Below are 14,637 nucleotides of genomic sequence, written 5' to 3'. Positions count from 1 at the left end.
GCACTACCCCTTGTGCGCCGCGAGGCTCGAAAACGGCGGCCCGGCCGCCGTCAGGCGGCCATCGCCTGGTCGGCCTGGCTGGCCTGGGTGTCGCGGGCGGCGACCTCGGCGAGGTCCACGTCCTCGCGGAGCTTGGCGAGCGCCCGCGAGACCGCGCTCTTGACCGTGCCGACCGAGACCCCGAGCACCTCGGCGGTCGACGCCTCGCTCAGGTCCTCGTAGTACCGCAGGACGACCATGGCGCGCTGCCGGGCGGGCAGCTTGCCGACCGCCCGCCACATCGTGTCGCGGATGGCCTGCTGCTCGGCCGGGTCCGGCTGCGGCAGCGGGTCGGGCTCGGGCAGCTCCTCCACGGCGAACTCGTCGACGCGGCGCTTGCGCCACAGCGAGGTCCGCGTGTTGAGCAGCGCGCGGCGGACATAACCGTCCAGGGCCCGGTGGTCCTCGATCCTCTCCCATGCCAGGTACGTCTTGGTGAGGGCGGTCTGCAACAGGTCCTCGGCGTCGCTGGGATTCGAGGTCAGCGAGCGGGCGGTGCGCAGCAGCACCGGGCCCCGTGCCTGCACGTATGAGGTGAAGGTCGGCGGCGTGCCCGTCTGGGCCGTCCTGGGCGTGGTCATGCCTTATAAATTAGGTGACATTACCGCCGGAATGGATCGGCCACAGGTCGCGATGCGGCCTCCGCCCCAGGGTGTAGACGGGACACTGTCACCACCTCCCCTAGGTGGAGGTCTCCTCGTCCTTACCCCCAGGCGTGCTCAGGGGTTCGCCTGATGATCACCTTCCGATCGCTTCCTGAGCGCCCCCTGAGCGCCCCTGATCTCGCGGTGATCGTCCGGCGATCGCCGGGTCATCGGCCACCGCGCACGACCGCGCGACCACACCCTGAGCGGTGTGGCCGCGCGGCCTGACCCTCCGGAATCCGGGCCGAGACGCACCCCAGAGCGTCACCGACCCCCTCGGCTCAGCCGGCGAGCACCAGGGCGAGCGGCTTGCGCGGCTGATCGACGAAGACAGGGGCGAGGGCACCGTCCACACCGGCGATGGCGCTCTCGCTGGACGCGCCGTCGCCGATGGCGGGCCGAAGGCCCGTCGCGACGCTCCCCGAGCTGTCCCCGGGGACTCCGCTGCCGGCACCGCCGGCAGCGCCGGCGATCGGGAAGATGCTGTGCGCCCGGGCGATGCCTGCGGCGGCGCCCGGGACCAAAGGGACCGCGGTGAGCGCGCCAAGGGCTCGCGCGGTGCGGATACTTGCCATTCATGTCCTCCGTGGGCATCTGGTGGTGGTGCTGATCGCGACGTCGCGATGCAGAGTTGCCCACGCGGTCACCGGGGAATCGCGCGGATCGGGGCGATTCGCTCGCATGAATGACGAATGCCCGATAAACCTCGCTCACCCGGCGGCGGTCAGCTCCTCGATCCTCTCCACGAAGTCGGCGGCTGGCAGCGGGAGTTCGATCTCGTCGACGAACTGGACGGCGTCCGGGACGTAGTGCACCACCGCGGCGGCGGCCTCCGTCAGGTACGCCCGGTCCCCGCGCAGCAGCGTGAGCACGCGCAGCACGAGGGCCGGGCTGCTGCCGTCGGTCGGCTGGCGGTCGCCGTCCCCCGCGCCGTCGGCCTGCCGGTACCAGAGCTCGGCCTCCCAGCGCTCGCCGAGGGTCGTGTGGTGCAGATACAGGCAGTACGCCGCGGCGGCGTCCCCGGCCCCGGCGGCGTACTGCCACCAGAAGCGGGCGCTGTCCTCGCGCCCGGCCAGCTGGAGCACGCAGCCGAGCACGCGCGCGCCGTCCGGGTACGGGATGCGCCGGGCCAGGAAGGCCGCGAGGTGCTGGAGCGCGCCCTCCTGCTCGACCACGGTCCGGCACAGGATCCGCAGCTGCCCGGCCGCCTCGGCGTCGCGGCCCGGGCGGGCGCCCGCCCCGCGCTGCTGACGCGGCACGCGGTCGGCGATCCGGGCCGCGATGCGCGCCTCGGCGGCCTCGATCTCCTGTTCGGAGTAGGTGTGAGGGCGGTGGGCAAGGACCGCTCTGGCCAGCACGTCGTCAATGGACCTGGACATCGTCGCCGCTCACCTCCCGCGCCGCGTCGTCCGGCCGCTCGCCGCCGGTACCGCCCGGCCGCTCGCCATCGGTGACGTCCCGCTCCTCGTCGTCGGTGGCGTACCGCCGATCGCCGGCCCCGCCGCCCAGCCGCTCGTCGTCGTCCAGACCGAGCACCTCCTTGAGCCGGTGCCGGGCGTACCGCGCGGTGGAGCGGACGCCGGGCACGCTGATCCCGAGGATGTCGGCGGTCTCGATCGTGCTGTAGCCGACGCAGTAGCGCAGCACGATGACATCGTGCTGCCGCTCGGGAAGCTCCCGGATCGCCTGATAGATGGACAGGCTCTCCGCCAGCTCTCCTATCGGGTCGACGGCGTCGCGCAGGGCCCTGGTCTCGAAGACCGCCGTGTCCGCCATGACCGCCCGGCGACCGCGGGCGTGCGCGGCCTCGACGGTGTGGTGCTTGAGCACGGTCCAAGCGTGCCCGGCGGGGCCGTCCAGCCGGAGGACGTCCGGCCACTCGGCGGCCAGTTGCTCGAACGCGCGGTCGACGGCCTCCTCTGCGTCGGCTCTCGTCCCCAGGAACAGCTCGGCCCAGCGCACGTACGCGGGCCGGTAGAGCTGGTGAAAGGCGCGGAAATCCGCGGGCAGCGGCTGCAGCGGGGCCACGCCGCCGCGCGGCGCGGGAAGGGGATCGGTCACCGCTGCTCCTTCCCGTGCGCGGTGTTCCCAACGAGCTGAGCGTTCACGGACCTTCGGGTCCTCTCTTCGGTCTCCATCGACTGAGGTCACAGGTCTTACGGAAAGGAGCCTATCCATTACGGAAAAGATCGCCGATCGCCATAAACGTGACACGACGCGGTCGGCCGGTCGATCCGGCGCGGCCGACCGCGGCTACTCCTGCACCGCGTACAGATGGCCGTCGTCACTCCCCACGTAGACGATGCCACCGGCGACCGCCGGCGACGAGCGGACCGAGGCGTCGGTGGAGAACGTCCAGCGGTACTCGCCGGTGGCGGCGTCCACAGCGTACAGATTGCCGTCCGCGCTACCGACATACGCGACACCGTGGACGACGGCCGGCGAGGAGATGCCCGCCGTGTCGGTGAGGGGGAACGACCAGCGGCGGGTGCCGGTCGCCGTGTCGACCGCGTACAGCCGGCTGTCGTCGCTGCCGACGTAGACCGTCTCACCGACGACGGCGGGCGAGGAGAACACCCGGGCATCGGCGGCGAACGCCCAGCGCCGCGCGCCCGTGGCCGCGTCCACCGCGTACAGACGCGCGTCCGCGCTGCCGACATACGCGACGCCGCCCACGACGGCGGGCGAGGAGAAGACGTCGCCCTCGGTGTCGAACTCCCAGCGCCGCTCGCCGGTTTCGCCGTCCACCGCGTACAGGACGCCGTCCAGGCTCCCGACGTAGACGATTCCGCCCACCACGGCCGGGGAGGAGTCCACGACATCCCCGGTGGCGAACCGCCAGCGCCGCTCGCCGTTGCGGGCGTCCACCGCGTAGAGGCCGCCGTCACCGCTGCCGACGTAGACGGTGCCGCCGTCGACCGCGGGCGAGGACAGCACGGCGTCATCCGTGCGGAACTCCCAGCGCCGTTCCCCGCTTTCCGCGTCCAGCGCGTACAACCGCCCGTCCAGACTGCCCACAAACACCACGCCGTCGGCCACGACCGGCGATGACAGCACCCGTTCCTCGGTGGCGAAGGCCCAACGCCGCTCGCCGTTCCCGGCGTTCAGCGCGTAGAGGCTGCCGTCCAGGCTCCCCACGTACACGGTCCCGTTCACCACGGCCGGGGAGGAGACCACGGCGTCCCCGGTGGCGAAGGCCCAACGCCGTTCGCCCGGCTCGGCGTTGCCCGGGCCCTCCCCCACCCCCCACCAGCCGGCGGCGAGCCCCGCGCCCGCGGCGGCGGCCACGGCCGCCGTTCCGCCCACAAGCCCCAGCACGGCCCGCCGGCGGACCGGGCGCCGCTCCCGCGTGGTGGGGTCGTCCGGGCCGAAGGAGAAGACGTTCCGCCCGCTCTCCTCGGTGCCGGACCCGTCCAGCGGAACGGGCGGCAGGGGAGCGCTCGTCCGGACGTGGAGATCCCGTGCCACGGGCGGGGGAAGCCAGTCGGTCTCGGCGAACACCCGCGCGGTGTCGAGCGCCTTGTCGGCCATACCGGTGAGCTGGTCCAACAGCGCGGGCAGGCCGGGCCGTTGGGCCGGGTCCTTGGCCAGGCAGGGACCGACCAGCGTACGCAGCATGGGCGGCAGCGCGTCCAGCACCGGATCCTCGTAGACGGCACGGTAGTTGAGGATGTGGGCCGACCCGATGCCGAACGGCCCGCTGCCCGTCGCCGCGTAGGCGAGCACGGCGCCGAGCGCGAAGACGTCGGCCGGCGTGCCGACCGGCTTGCCGGTGAGCTGCTCGGGACTGATGAACCCGGGCGTGCCGACCGTCATACCCGCCTGCGTCAGCATGCTGGCCTCGCCGGCCACGGACACACCGAAGTCGATGACGCGCGGCCCGTCCGCCGCCAGCAGCACGTTGGACGGCTTCAGATCGCGGTGCACGACACCCACGAGATGAATGGCCTCCAGCGCCTCGGCCAGCCCCGCCCCCAGTACCTGAACGGAATCCGGCGGCCAGGGCCCGTGCGCGGCCACCGCGTCCCCGAGAGATATCCCGGCCACATATGCCGTCGCCAGCCACGCCGGAATACCGTTCGGATCGGCGTCCACGACGCCCGCGGTGAAGAACCCGTTGACGCGCCGGGCCGCACTCACCTCCCGAGCGAACCGCCGCCTGAACTCGGCGTTCTCCGCCAGCTCCGGGTGCACCACCTTGACGGCCACCCACCGGCCCCCGGGCGATCGTCCCAGATAAACCCGCCCCATCCCCCCGGCGCCCAGCCGCGCGATGACCCGATAACGGCCCACGTGCGAAGGATCTCCCGGCTGCAACGCCCTGAATGCCTCCACCCCGACTCCCTTTCCCGCCCCTCGCCAATGGAAAAACCATAGGGAGCGACGCGATCAGGATCGACGCCGCCCGCGGTGCCCGGCCCCGCTCGGGTAGGGTGACTCGCACGCGCACGGAGGAGGTGAGACCGATTACCAGCAGCAGCAGTCCGGATCGGGCTCCCTCGACGCGCCGCGCGTAGGCGGCCGGGGAGCACCAGGTATCACCCGAAAGGCTCCCCTCTGATGTCCTTCTTCGACATCGTCGCCGAACTCCGCGCCGCCGGCTGCGTCTTCGCCGAGGACGAGGCCCATCTCCTCACCGCCGAAGCGCGCACCCCGTCCGAGCTCGCCGCCATGGTGGGTCGGCGTGTCTCCGGTCTCCCCCTCGAACACGTCCTGGGCTGGGCCGAGTTCCACGGCCTGCGGGTGGCCGTGGACCCCGGGGTCTTCGTCCCCCGCCGCCGCACCGAGTTCCTCACCGAGCGGGCCGCCGCCCTGGCGCCGCCACGCCCCGTGATCCTGGACCTGTGCTGCGGCTCGGGCGCGGTCGGCGCGGCACTGCTCGCGACGCTGCCCGGAGCCGAACTGCACGCGGCCGACATCGACCCGGCTGCGGTCGCGTGCGCCCGCCGCAACCTCGCCGCCACGGGCGGCCACGTCCACGAGGGCGACCTCTACGCCCCGCTTCCCCCGGCCCTGCGCGGCCGGATCGACATCCTGGTGGCCAACGTCCCGTACGTCCCGACCGCCGAGATCCCCCTCCTCCCCGCCGAGGCCCGCCACCACGAACCCCGTACAGCCCTCGACGGCGGCCCGGACGGCCTGTCCCTGCTGCGCCGGGTCACGGCGGAAGCCGACTCATGGCTCGCCCCGGGCGGCCACCTCCTGACGGAGACGAGCGGAACCCAGGCCCCCGAAGCTCTCAGGATCATCACGGAGGCCGGCCTGCTCCCCGGCCTGGCCACGTGCGAGGACCGCTGCGCCACGGTCGCGGTCGCCACGAGGCCGGTCGCGTGAGCACGACCTGTGGTTCAGCAAGAAGCACAAGGCGTTCGGCGGCAACGTGCGGTTCCTGTCCGCCCCGGACGGCACCCCGTTGTGGGTCTCCGACGTCGAGCCCGGTTCCACCCCCGATATCACCGCCGCCCGCCGCCACGCGCTACCCGCGCTGGACAAGGCAGCCGCCGAGAGAATGCCGACTTCGGCGGGCAACGGCCATATCGGTGCGGGCATCGGTATCCGGGTCCCCGTCCGCCGTCCCGAGGGCCAGTCCGAGCAGGCCCCGCACGCCGACACCCACCCAACGAACGCCCTGATCCGAAACGTCCGCGCCCTGGGCGAACGCACCGCCGCCGCACTCAGACAACGCCGGGGCACCCGGCAACATGTCACCCTCAGCCCAAGCCGAACCGGCGACATCACCCGCGCCGCCCCTCATCCTCAACAGACACGGGAAGTGATCTTCATGGAGAACACGTCACTGACTGGCCCGTTCTTCCCAGGGCTCAGCGGACGAGCCGGCTAACGCGCCACGCGGTAGCGGAGGTAGACGACTTTCGAGCTGAAGGGGCGGGTCTCGACGAGTTCGAGATCCACTCGGCACTCGCGCTGGGGAAAGAACGGGATGCCGCCGCCGACCAGCACCGGGTAGACCATGGTCCGGTACTCGTCGATCAGACCCAACGCGGCCGCCTCGGCGGCGAGGGTCGCGCCGCCGATCGCGATCTCGCCCTCCCCCGGCTCGGCCCGCAACCGCTCGATCTCCTCCGCCAGGCCGCCGGAGGCCAGGCGGGCATGGCCCCGCACCGCCGACAGCGTGGTCGAGAACACCACCTTCGGCAACGGCTTCCAGAGCGCGGTCCACTCGCGCTCGGAGTCGTCGAGCGATCGATCCTGGTCGGCGGTCTCCCAGTACAGCATCGTCTCGTACAGCCGTCGGCCCAGCAGGTGAACGCCGACCTCCCGGATCTCGTCGATCCAGAAACGAAAGACCTCCTCGTCGGGCGCCGTCCAGCCGAAGTCGCCCTCCGGCCATCGCGGCTCGCGGGATCCCCTGGGCCGAGTCAGGCGCCTCGACCCCCACGCCCCGCCACGCCTGCAGCGCGGGTGAGGTGACGAAGTCGTCGCATGGGTATGAGCGCAAGATCTCGCTGTCGCTCACACCCCACCGGTCACCGATCACGCATCCATCCTCCACCAACATCCCCGTTGGCCGGTGTCCGAAGGCTGAAACGCGCGTCGGCAGGCAGGACGACTTGACGCACCGTGGTCATCACCATCGTTACCCAACGTATCCCTGCCACGGCCGGATAACGCCCCACCAACTGGCCGCCAGTGGGGAGTTGGACATGGCCACTGACAGCCGCCCATGCCCGGCTTCGGCTTGCCCACCCGTTGACCACTGAACCTCCGCAGGCCCTGGGAGAGACCGGTTCCACCGAACAGACTGACGCCCGCTCGGGTCCGGAGGGAGTTCACGAACCTGTGGACGAGGACCGGCTCACCGGCCGGCGCACCCAAACCCTCCCGACCCGGTCCCGGCCGCCCGCCCGGCTCGAAGAACCGACACCCGGCCACCCGCCACGACGTGGGCCGGGTCCTGGTGACCGGTGAGGCATACAGCCGCCCCGCCCACCACAAGAAGGGCACCAACTCCCGTCGCTCGACGAAAGCTACGGGCTCACACGGTCTTGATGGCACCTCCGTCGATGATGTGGTCTGCGCCAGTGATGCTGCCGGCAAGAGGCGAGGCGAGATAGGTCACGAGTGCCGCTACCTCGGAGGGTTCAACGAAGCGGCCGGTGGTCATCCCCGCGGCCGCGGGGAGCCGCGCCAGGAGTTGTTCGTGCTCCAGACCCATGGCGGCGGCCAGTTCCGCCCCGTAGCCGTCGGGGCTTTCCCACATCGCGGTGCGGACGGGACCGGGGGAGACCGTGTTGACCCGGATCCCTTGAGCGCCGAACTCCTCGGAGAGGGCTTTGCCGAAGGCGGTGAGCGCCGCCTTGGCGGTGGTGTACGGCGTGGGGCCGGCGTGCGGCATCCGGGCGCCGTTGGACGAGATGTTCACGATGGCTCCGCGCTTGGGGAGCAGGCTGGGGAGCGCGGTGCGGGTCGTGCGGACAGCGGCGAGAAGGTTCAGGCCGAGCGCTTCGTTCCACTGCCGGTCGGTGAAGGCCAGGAAGCCGCTGGTCTGGCTTTCCCCGCTGTCCCCGCCGCCGACGTTGTTGACCAGCAGGTCGAGCGTGCCCAGTTGGGCCGTGGCCTGATCAATGAGCTGGGACGGGCCGTCAGGCGTGGACAGGTCCACGGCCACGGTGACTGCCCCGGTGTCCTTCAGTTCCGGGGTGACGGTCCGCGCCGCCGCCACTACGCGCATGCCTTCTTCCGTCAGGGCAGCGACGGTCGCGAGTCCGATGCCTCGGCTCGCGCCGGTCACGACTGCGGTCTTGCCGTCCAATTGCAGATCCATGAGTGAGCTCCGTCAGCAGTTGCATCAAGTGTGACGCGACTAACCTAGGAGATGCATCTCAGCTGTTGCAAGTAATGGCTGGGTGGCGACGTCTCTGTATCCTTGGCGTCGTCGCGAGGGAGGCTCATGAACAGCCGGGGACAGGGGCAGGAGCGGCCGCTGCGGGCCGATGCCGAACGCACCGTCCGGGCGATCCTGGAAGCCGCCGAGCGGGTACTGGGCTCCAACCCGGCGGCGACGATGGAACAGATCGCGGAGGCCGCGGGCGTCGCCAGGACCACCGTGCACCGCCGTTTCGTCTCACGGGAAGCACTCGTGTCCGCGCTGAGCGCGTGGGCGACCCGACAGTTCCACGAAGCCGTCCAAGCAGCCCGCCCCGATACCGCCCCGCCGGCCGTCGCCCTTCACCAGGTGACCGCCAACGTTCTCCGAGTCAAGACCGGCTGGGGGTTCGCGATGAGTGGAACGACACCAGAGGACCCCGAAGTGGCACGGGTGCACGACGATGTGCTCGCTCAGTGCGACCACCTCTTCCGGCGGGCACGGGAGGCAGGCGTGCTTGCCCCAGACAGCGATCTGGGGTGGGTACGGCGCGTCTACTACGCCCTGATCCACGAAGCTTCCCAAGAACGACCGGACAGTGACAGCGACGTGGAAGGACTCGCCGCACGCGTGGTCGACACGCTGCTGCACGGCGTTGGCCCACCCGCCGACACCGCGAAGCCGAGCCCCTGACCGCCCACCGGACGTTACAAGACAAGCTCAGGGTCGGCCGAACATGTGGGTGCCCGGGGCGGTAGCGGTGCGAGCGGTGAAGTAGTCCGTGAAGGCATGGACGAACTCCTCCTCGGTGATCCGGCCGTCGCCGTCGGCGTCCAACTCGCGGAATCCCTGGTTGAGTTCGGCCGGGTGAACCCGGGAACCGCCGAACAGCGTGCGGTACTCATCGGCGCACAGGTGGCCACCGCCATCGGTGTCCGCGGCACGGAACATCGCCCGGACCGCCACGTGCAGACCCTTGGCGAGATGGTCGGGGTCCCGGTCGACACCGGCCATCGCGGCTGCCACGAACTCCTCCCGGCCGATCCGCCCGTCACCGTCGGTGTCCATGGTCTCCTCCAAGTGCCGCCACCATATGTCGAAGGCGGCGTGGACCTCGGCCTCGCGTTCGTCCGACAGCTCCAACGGCCAGCAGACGTTGTGCGCCATGGCACGCAGATCGGCGACACCGATGAAGCCGTCTCCGGTCTGATCAAGGACCTGCCGGAAGAACGTGTCGAGGCGGACCGGGCGGGTGTCGCGCCGGCGCGTGCGGCGGGACCCGCGTGAACGCGTGGCCGCAGGCGTCGCGGCGGTCACCGGCAGGCGGAACCGCCACCGGTGCGGCAGCCGGGTCATGACGTGGCGGGCCCCGCGGTGCACGGCCCAGGACAGCAGGGCGGCGCCCCGACCGCTGCGCAGCCCGAACCGCTCCCGGAGAGCGGGTGGCAGGTCCGCGACGGTCAGCGTGGTCACCATGCGGGCGATCAGCACGCGCAGCACCGGCCAGGAGGGCCCCACGAACCACAGGCGCCCGGGACGGGGCGCCGCGCGCAGGACGCCGGACAGCATGTACCGGAACTCCGGGCTGTCCTCAAGGCGTTCGCGGATGGTGCGGTCCATGTATCCGGGAACGTCCGCGGCGGTCGCCGGCCACAGCTCGTCCGGCAGGCCGAATTCCCCGCATACGTCGCGGAACTCGGTGTAGAGCCGGTCGAGTTCGGCGGGCGTGAAGGGATCGTCGGACAGTGCGCGCAACGCAGTCAACGCCTCATAGAGCGTCACGAGCACCCAGATGCGGACCTCCGGGTCCTCGGCCGTGTACGCCCGACCGGCCGGGTCGGTGCCGCGGATGCGGCGGTGTGTGCGCTCCAGGCGGACGACCTCGCGGCGCAATGCGTCTCGGTCGTGGAAGAACAGGCGGCGTCCGCTGTCCATGGTGTGCTGGACCCGTCGCCACGGGTGCGCCCGGTACGTGGACCAATCCCCCATGCCCGCCGCGACGACAGGATGCGCGACCTGCAGTGTCAGCAGCCGCCAGGCGACCAGGGCAATGCGTCGCTCCGCGAGGGTGTGCCGAAACAGGGAGTCGGAGCGGACTGGCTGGCTGGCCGTCATAAACCCTCCAGGAGACACGAACGCGGCGCCCGGGTTGGCCGCCACACGCGCGGACCAACTCAAGCGCCCGCCCGGCCATCCAGGTGATATCCCCCAGCTCAAACCACCCGTTCGGATGATTCCGCGCGTCTCGGCGCCCTTCAGTCCTGCTCCGGGCGCCCGGAGCATTTCCTCGCCCGCACCACCATCGCCTGCACCCTGATCCACTACCGCGGACTCACCGGATGAGACCAGCTCACAAGGCCGGATTCAGGTCCAAGAGACTCGCCGCAAGTCACGCAGGCGCACGTCGACGCCGTCTACCGTCTGGCCTCCGCTTCCTTGTCCAGCGGCAGCTCGTCCCGGGCGCCTCGTCACGGGCGCCGGGACACCTGGCCGCACTCGGCATCGACCATGAAGGAGTTCGGCGGGCCCGAGGTACTTCAACCGACCGAGGTCCCGGATTCACAGCCGCGTCCCGCTCACCATGTGATCGACTGATCGGCTGATCGACGTCAGCCGAGCCGGCGTGAACTACGCGGACACGCACGTGCGGAACAGTACCTACCTCAGCCCGGTGGGACTCCCCTGCATCCCCGGCAACGAGGTGATCGGCACCACCGACGGCGGGCGGCGCTTCGTCGGGCTCACCCGGGGCGGAGGGTATGCCGAGAAGGCCCTCGTTCACCGCCGCACGGCGTGGGCCGTGCCGGAGGACATCACCGACGAGCAGGCCATCAGCCTGGCTCCCAGGGCCAGTCAGCCTGGGACCTCCTCTCCACCTCCGCCGAACTGAAGTCGCGACAGACGGTCGTGATCCCCGCCGCCGCGGGTGGAGTCGGCTCGCTCGCCGTCCAGTTGGCCCAACAGGCCGGAGCCGAGGTCATCGCGCTGGCCGGCACGGAGGAGAAGCGCCAGCTCGCCTGTGACCTCGGCGCCGATGCGGTGACGGACTCCTGATCGACCAGCCTCACCGAAGAGATCGCCGAGGCCGCCCGCGGCCCCGTACACGTCGCGCTGGAGATGACCGGCGGCCATGCGCGGCCGGCGATTCTCCACAGCCGCGAAGTCCGCGCGAGGCGCCCGGACGCAGCCGCCGGGGGCCAGCAGCCGGGGCCGGCAGCCGCCCTCCGGCATGCGGATGAGCTCGCCTGAAGACCCCGAGTCCTGGATGTCGCGGGGTCGGACGTTGTTGACGCGAGACAGTGCGAGGACTCGGTTCGAGGCGTGGGGTCATCGCCGATCGAGGTGCTGATCGAGGGTGGCGAGGATGTCGTTGACGGTGCCGAAGGTGATCATGGCGGTTGTTCCGCCCGCGGTCTCGCCGCGCAGGGGGGAGAGGGCGTTGTGCGCTTGTGTGGCGAGTGATTGGTCTTGGAGCAGGATCGCTGTGTGTGCGTTGACGGCCCAGAGTGAGTCATACAGGTGGTCGGCAGGGGGTGGGGGCAGGGTGGCGGCGGCGTGGCGGGCCGCTGGGAGGTTGCCGCGGGCGATGTCGAGGAGGGGCTGGACCCAGGGACGGTAGGGGCCCCAGTCGAGGTTGGGGTCCGTTGGCGCGGGACGTCGGTGCCGCAGGCGGAGTGAGAGGAGCGCGAGCGGGAAAATGCCGACTTCTACGCCGGACATGCCGGCGTGCGCGCCGAGTACCTTCGCGCATGCCGAGACGCCGTTCCGTCGATCGTCGCCGACTATCGCGCCACCGCGACCGTCGACATCGAACATGACCAAGCCGACCTCGACGCCGGCAACCGGCTCACCATGCCGGTGACGGTCGTCCAGCAGGACTGGGGCCGGCAGTTGGGGTTTGATGCCACCGCGATCTGGCGACCGTGGGCCACCGACTTCCAGCACTTCACCACCCAGGCGGGCCACTTCATGGCCGAGGAGGCTCCGGAAGATATCGCCACGCTGATCCTGAACCTGCTGAAGCGATGATCGCCCCGAACGGGCCGATGTCGGCCGAACCCACCGAAGGCCCTGACGCGCTGCCTGCGTCCAGACGGGGGACGTCAATCCCAGTCGTTGAAGACGATGTCGCCGATGGTCGCTGGTTTCCAGCACGAGACCTGCTCGTGCTCCACTGGGCGGAGCGCCGACAGATCGGCCTCGGAAGCCGGCGCGTCCAGGAACTCCGGCGCCAGCACCGTGAAACCAGCCCAGCTGAAGTGGTCCGCCCAGGTGGGCGGTGACAGGTACCGCGGTCGCGACGCGGCGGCCTCCGTGGGCACAGCGAACGCCACCCACGGCACGTGGCGGTGGCACAGCACGGCGACGCGTTCGCCGGACACAGAGGTCATGAAGACCATGTGGTACTTCTCGCACCCCCAGGACGGTGCCAGGTCCGAGACCTTGAGCTGAGCCCCCCGGGCCGCGGCGTGGCTAGCAGCCTTGAAGGGCCGCAGATCCGTTCTCGAAAGCGCGGGCTCACCGTCGCGCCAGAAGCCTGTCACCCCTGTCGGCAAAGACGGCTGCCTGCTGCCCACTTCAGCTTCCTTCCCCAGGCCGGGATCGGCGGTTGGCCGCCCGGGTTCTTTGTGTTCCGTCATGCCGGCGGATAGACCTGCACGATCCGGCCAGCATCCAGTTTGACCCGGTAGCGGATGCCGTCCACCACGCCAATGAACCCACCGACCGCATTGCCGAGTTCCGCGATGGCCGCGCGATTCTGGTTGACGGTTGCGGCGATGACGTGCTCGACATCGGCGATGGTCATGTCTTCACGGAAGAACGTCTGCGTGTCGGCTCTCGAACCGTTCCAGTAGCGGGGATGGTGGCGGATCAGGATGTGATTCATTCGTTCCGTGGTGAGAGTGATCGCTTGGCCGTGGGAGCCGACCTGGTAGTAGCGGTTCGCCCAGTCGGCCAGTTCAGGTATGCAGCCGGTGCTGTTGTGGACGAGGACGTCCGTGCCCGCGGCGGCGACGTAGAAGGTATGGAATCCGTCGACGGTGAGGTTGTGGACGGTGGCCTGCCGCGTGTGGTGTTCGATCGCGGTGATCTGCACGCGGGTGCCGGCGCTGGTGCGCAGCCACTGCCCGGAGCGCAGGTCGTCGGCGTCGACCCATGTGTCTAGGGCGGGGACCCAGAACGGGTGGCTCGCGGTCGCCGTGATCGTCTCGCGGGTGCCGTCGGAGGTGATGGTGATGTCGACCAGGTTCTTCTCGCCATCCCCGACAATCTCCCGCGTCACCCGCCGGGGGGCGGTCTGACCGGTCTCCGGGTCGGTGGCCAGCACGAGGTCCCCGATCCGCACGTCCTCGATGGCGCGGATGGTGCCGTCGGCCATGACCACGCCGGTGCCGGGGAGGAAGCTGTTGCAGGGCGCCAGCCGGGCTGCGTCGATGACGCGGCGCAGGCGCTCGACGGTGTCCTTGCCGACGTCGACCAGGCGGAAGAAGGCCGGGATTTCGGAGGAGACGCGGGCGATGGCCCGGCTGACGGCGGGCAGCTTGCCGACCGCGACGACCAGGCTGCCTACATCGACCAGGGTCCAGAGGCAGCTTTCGACGTCACCGTCGCCGAAGCAGCGGCGGACGTCGTTGACGCCGATGACTTCGAGGAGGATGTCGAGGCCGTTGTCGGCCAGCCAGTCGACGACGTCGGCATTGGAGTTCGCGAGGGCCTGCCGGTATTCATCGACACACTCCTGGCCGCACTCCTGGCGCAGGATCTCCTCGTCGCTGGCGGAGAGCGGTGAGTCCACCCAGCCGGTGTAGCCGTTTTCGAACCAGACCCCACGCGGTGACCGTGGCCGTCGAGACCCTCAGCCTGCGCATCGGCCACCTTCTCTACGGCGAGAAGTGGCACCCCACCACACCCCACCGTGAGAGCAGACCAACGGTGGAGATCCTGGCCGACACCGGCGGCATCCGCCCACTCACCCGCGGCCTCCACCGCCTGCTCACCGCCGCCCAACACCTCGCCGAAACCGCACCCACCAACTCGCCCAGATCAAGAACCACCTCGTCACCGACTCCGCCGAACACCGCCCCACCGGCCTCAACCGCCGCACCCGCTGGTACCCGATCCCCG

Annotated in this window: 16 protein-coding genes and 2 pseudogenes; 7 read left to right on the top strand and 11 right to left on the bottom strand. The window is 70.6% G+C overall.

Annotated features, from left to right (window positions below):
• Positions 1-50: 50 nt before the first annotated feature.
• The 5 genes from OIE51_RS14960 to OIE51_RS14940 form a co-directional block, all read right to left on the bottom strand.
• Positions 51-620 carry a SigE family RNA polymerase sigma factor gene (locus tag OIE51_RS14960; protein WP_326598171.1) on the bottom strand — a complete coding sequence of 190 codons (570 nt, stop codon included), beginning with the start codon at positions 618-620 and terminating at the stop codon, positions 51-53.
• 344 nt (positions 621-964) lie between these two features.
• On the bottom strand, positions 965-1,258 hold the full coding sequence (locus OIE51_RS14955; protein WP_326598170.1) for a hypothetical protein: 294 nt from the start codon (positions 1,256-1,258) through the stop codon (positions 965-967).
• A gap of 135 nt (positions 1,259-1,393) precedes the next feature.
• Entirely contained in the window at positions 1,394-2,062 is a 669-nt protein-coding gene (locus tag OIE51_RS14950) for a hypothetical protein (RefSeq protein ID WP_326598169.1), read from the bottom strand.
• A complete protein-coding gene (locus OIE51_RS14945) occupies positions 2,046-2,744 on the bottom strand; it encodes an RNA polymerase sigma factor (RefSeq protein WP_326598168.1) in 699 nt (232 codons plus the stop codon). Before OIE51_RS14945 ends, OIE51_RS14950 begins: the two co-directional genes overlap by 17 nt.
• A 192-nt stretch (positions 2,745-2,936) precedes the next feature.
• Positions 2,937-4,934 carry an outer membrane protein assembly factor BamB family protein gene (locus OIE51_RS14940; RefSeq protein WP_442812056.1) on the bottom strand — a complete coding sequence of 666 codons (1,998 nt, stop codon included), beginning with the start codon at positions 4,932-4,934 and terminating at the stop codon, positions 2,937-2,939.
• Between the two features lie 309 nt (positions 4,935-5,243).
• On the opposite strand from OIE51_RS14940, the gene OIE51_RS14935 reads away from it, so the two are divergent.
• Entirely contained in the window at positions 5,244-6,017 is a 774-nt protein-coding gene (locus OIE51_RS14935) for a putative protein N(5)-glutamine methyltransferase (protein ID WP_326598166.1), read from the top strand.
• A 46-nt stretch (positions 6,018-6,063) separates the two neighbouring features.
• Entirely contained in the window at positions 6,064-6,525 is a 462-nt protein-coding gene (locus OIE51_RS14930; RefSeq protein ID WP_326598165.1) for a transposase family protein, read from the top strand.
• On the opposite strand, the gene OIE51_RS14925 is transcribed toward OIE51_RS14930, so the two are convergent.
• Positions 6,522-7,067 (bottom strand): dihydrofolate reductase family protein, encoded by a 546-nt coding sequence (locus OIE51_RS14925; RefSeq protein WP_326600641.1) that lies wholly within the window; start codon positions 7,065-7,067, stop codon positions 6,522-6,524. The genes OIE51_RS14930 and OIE51_RS14925 overlap by 4 nt on opposite strands.
• Positions 7,068-7,343: 276 nt before the next feature.
• Between OIE51_RS14925 and OIE51_RS14920 the strand changes: the two are divergent.
• Positions 7,344-7,668: pseudogene (locus OIE51_RS14920) on the top strand (NF041680 family putative transposase); the annotation flags it as partial.
• A 12-nt stretch (positions 7,669-7,680) separates the two neighbouring features.
• Here OIE51_RS14920 and OIE51_RS14915 read toward each other — a convergent pair.
• Positions 7,681-8,469 (bottom strand): oxidoreductase, encoded by a 789-nt coding sequence (locus tag OIE51_RS14915; RefSeq protein WP_326598164.1) that lies wholly within the window; start codon positions 8,467-8,469, stop codon positions 7,681-7,683.
• Positions 8,470-8,595: 126 nt separating this feature from the next.
• Here OIE51_RS14915 and OIE51_RS14910 point away from each other — a divergent pair, with 126 nt between their 5' ends.
• The gene (locus OIE51_RS14910; RefSeq protein ID WP_326598163.1) at positions 8,596-9,204 is read left to right on the top strand and encodes a TetR/AcrR family transcriptional regulator; all 609 of its coding nucleotides are present in this window, start codon (positions 8,596-8,598) and stop codon (positions 9,202-9,204) included.
• Positions 9,205-9,231: 27 nt separating this feature from the next.
• Here OIE51_RS14910 and OIE51_RS14905 read toward each other — a convergent pair whose 3' ends face one another.
• Positions 9,232-10,626 (bottom strand): EF-hand domain-containing protein, encoded by a 1,395-nt coding sequence (locus OIE51_RS14905; protein ID WP_326598162.1) that lies wholly within the window; start codon positions 10,624-10,626, stop codon positions 9,232-9,234.
• A gap of 529 nt (positions 10,627-11,155) precedes the next feature.
• Between OIE51_RS14905 and OIE51_RS14900 the strand changes: the two genes are divergently transcribed.
• A complete protein-coding gene (locus tag OIE51_RS14900; protein WP_326598161.1) occupies positions 11,156-11,401 on the top strand; it encodes a hypothetical protein in 246 nt (81 codons plus the stop codon).
• 17 nt (positions 11,402-11,418) lie between these two features.
• Entirely contained in the window at positions 11,419-11,565 is a 147-nt protein-coding gene (locus OIE51_RS14895; protein ID WP_326598160.1) for a zinc-binding dehydrogenase, read from the top strand.
• 273 nt (positions 11,566-11,838) lie between these two features.
• Here the strand turns inward: OIE51_RS14895 and OIE51_RS14890 are convergent, their stop codons facing one another.
• Positions 11,839-12,231 carry a hypothetical protein gene (locus OIE51_RS14890; protein WP_326598159.1) on the bottom strand — a complete coding sequence of 131 codons (393 nt, stop codon included), beginning with the start codon at positions 12,229-12,231 and terminating at the stop codon, positions 11,839-11,841.
• Between the two features lie 6 nt (positions 12,232-12,237).
• On the opposite strand from OIE51_RS14890, the pseudogene OIE51_RS14885 reads away from it, so the two are divergent.
• Positions 12,238-12,540 (top strand): annotated as a pseudogene (locus OIE51_RS14885) (alpha/beta fold hydrolase); the annotation flags it as partial.
• 74 nt (positions 12,541-12,614) lie between these two features.
• Here the strand turns inward: OIE51_RS14885 and OIE51_RS14880 are convergent.
• Together OIE51_RS14880 and OIE51_RS14875 are read right to left on the bottom strand one after the other, a co-directional pair.
• On the bottom strand, positions 12,615-12,902 hold the full coding sequence (locus tag OIE51_RS14880) for a hypothetical protein (protein ID WP_326598158.1): 288 nt from the start codon (positions 12,900-12,902) through the stop codon (positions 12,615-12,617).
• Positions 12,903-13,147: 245 nt separating this feature from the next.
• Complete coding sequence (locus tag OIE51_RS14875; protein ID WP_326598157.1) at positions 13,148-14,308, bottom strand: polymorphic toxin-type HINT domain-containing protein; 1,161 nt, start codon at positions 14,306-14,308, stop codon at positions 13,148-13,150.
• Positions 14,309-14,637: the final 329 nt, after the last annotated feature.

It is taken from the genome of Streptomyces sp. NBC_01803 (genome assembly GCF_035917415.1).
Taxonomy (GTDB): Bacteria; Actinomycetota; Actinomycetes; order Streptomycetales; family Streptomycetaceae; genus Streptomyces.
The sequence above is the reverse complement of the archived record's forward strand: the minus strand, read 5'-3'. Positions and strand labels throughout refer to the sequence as shown.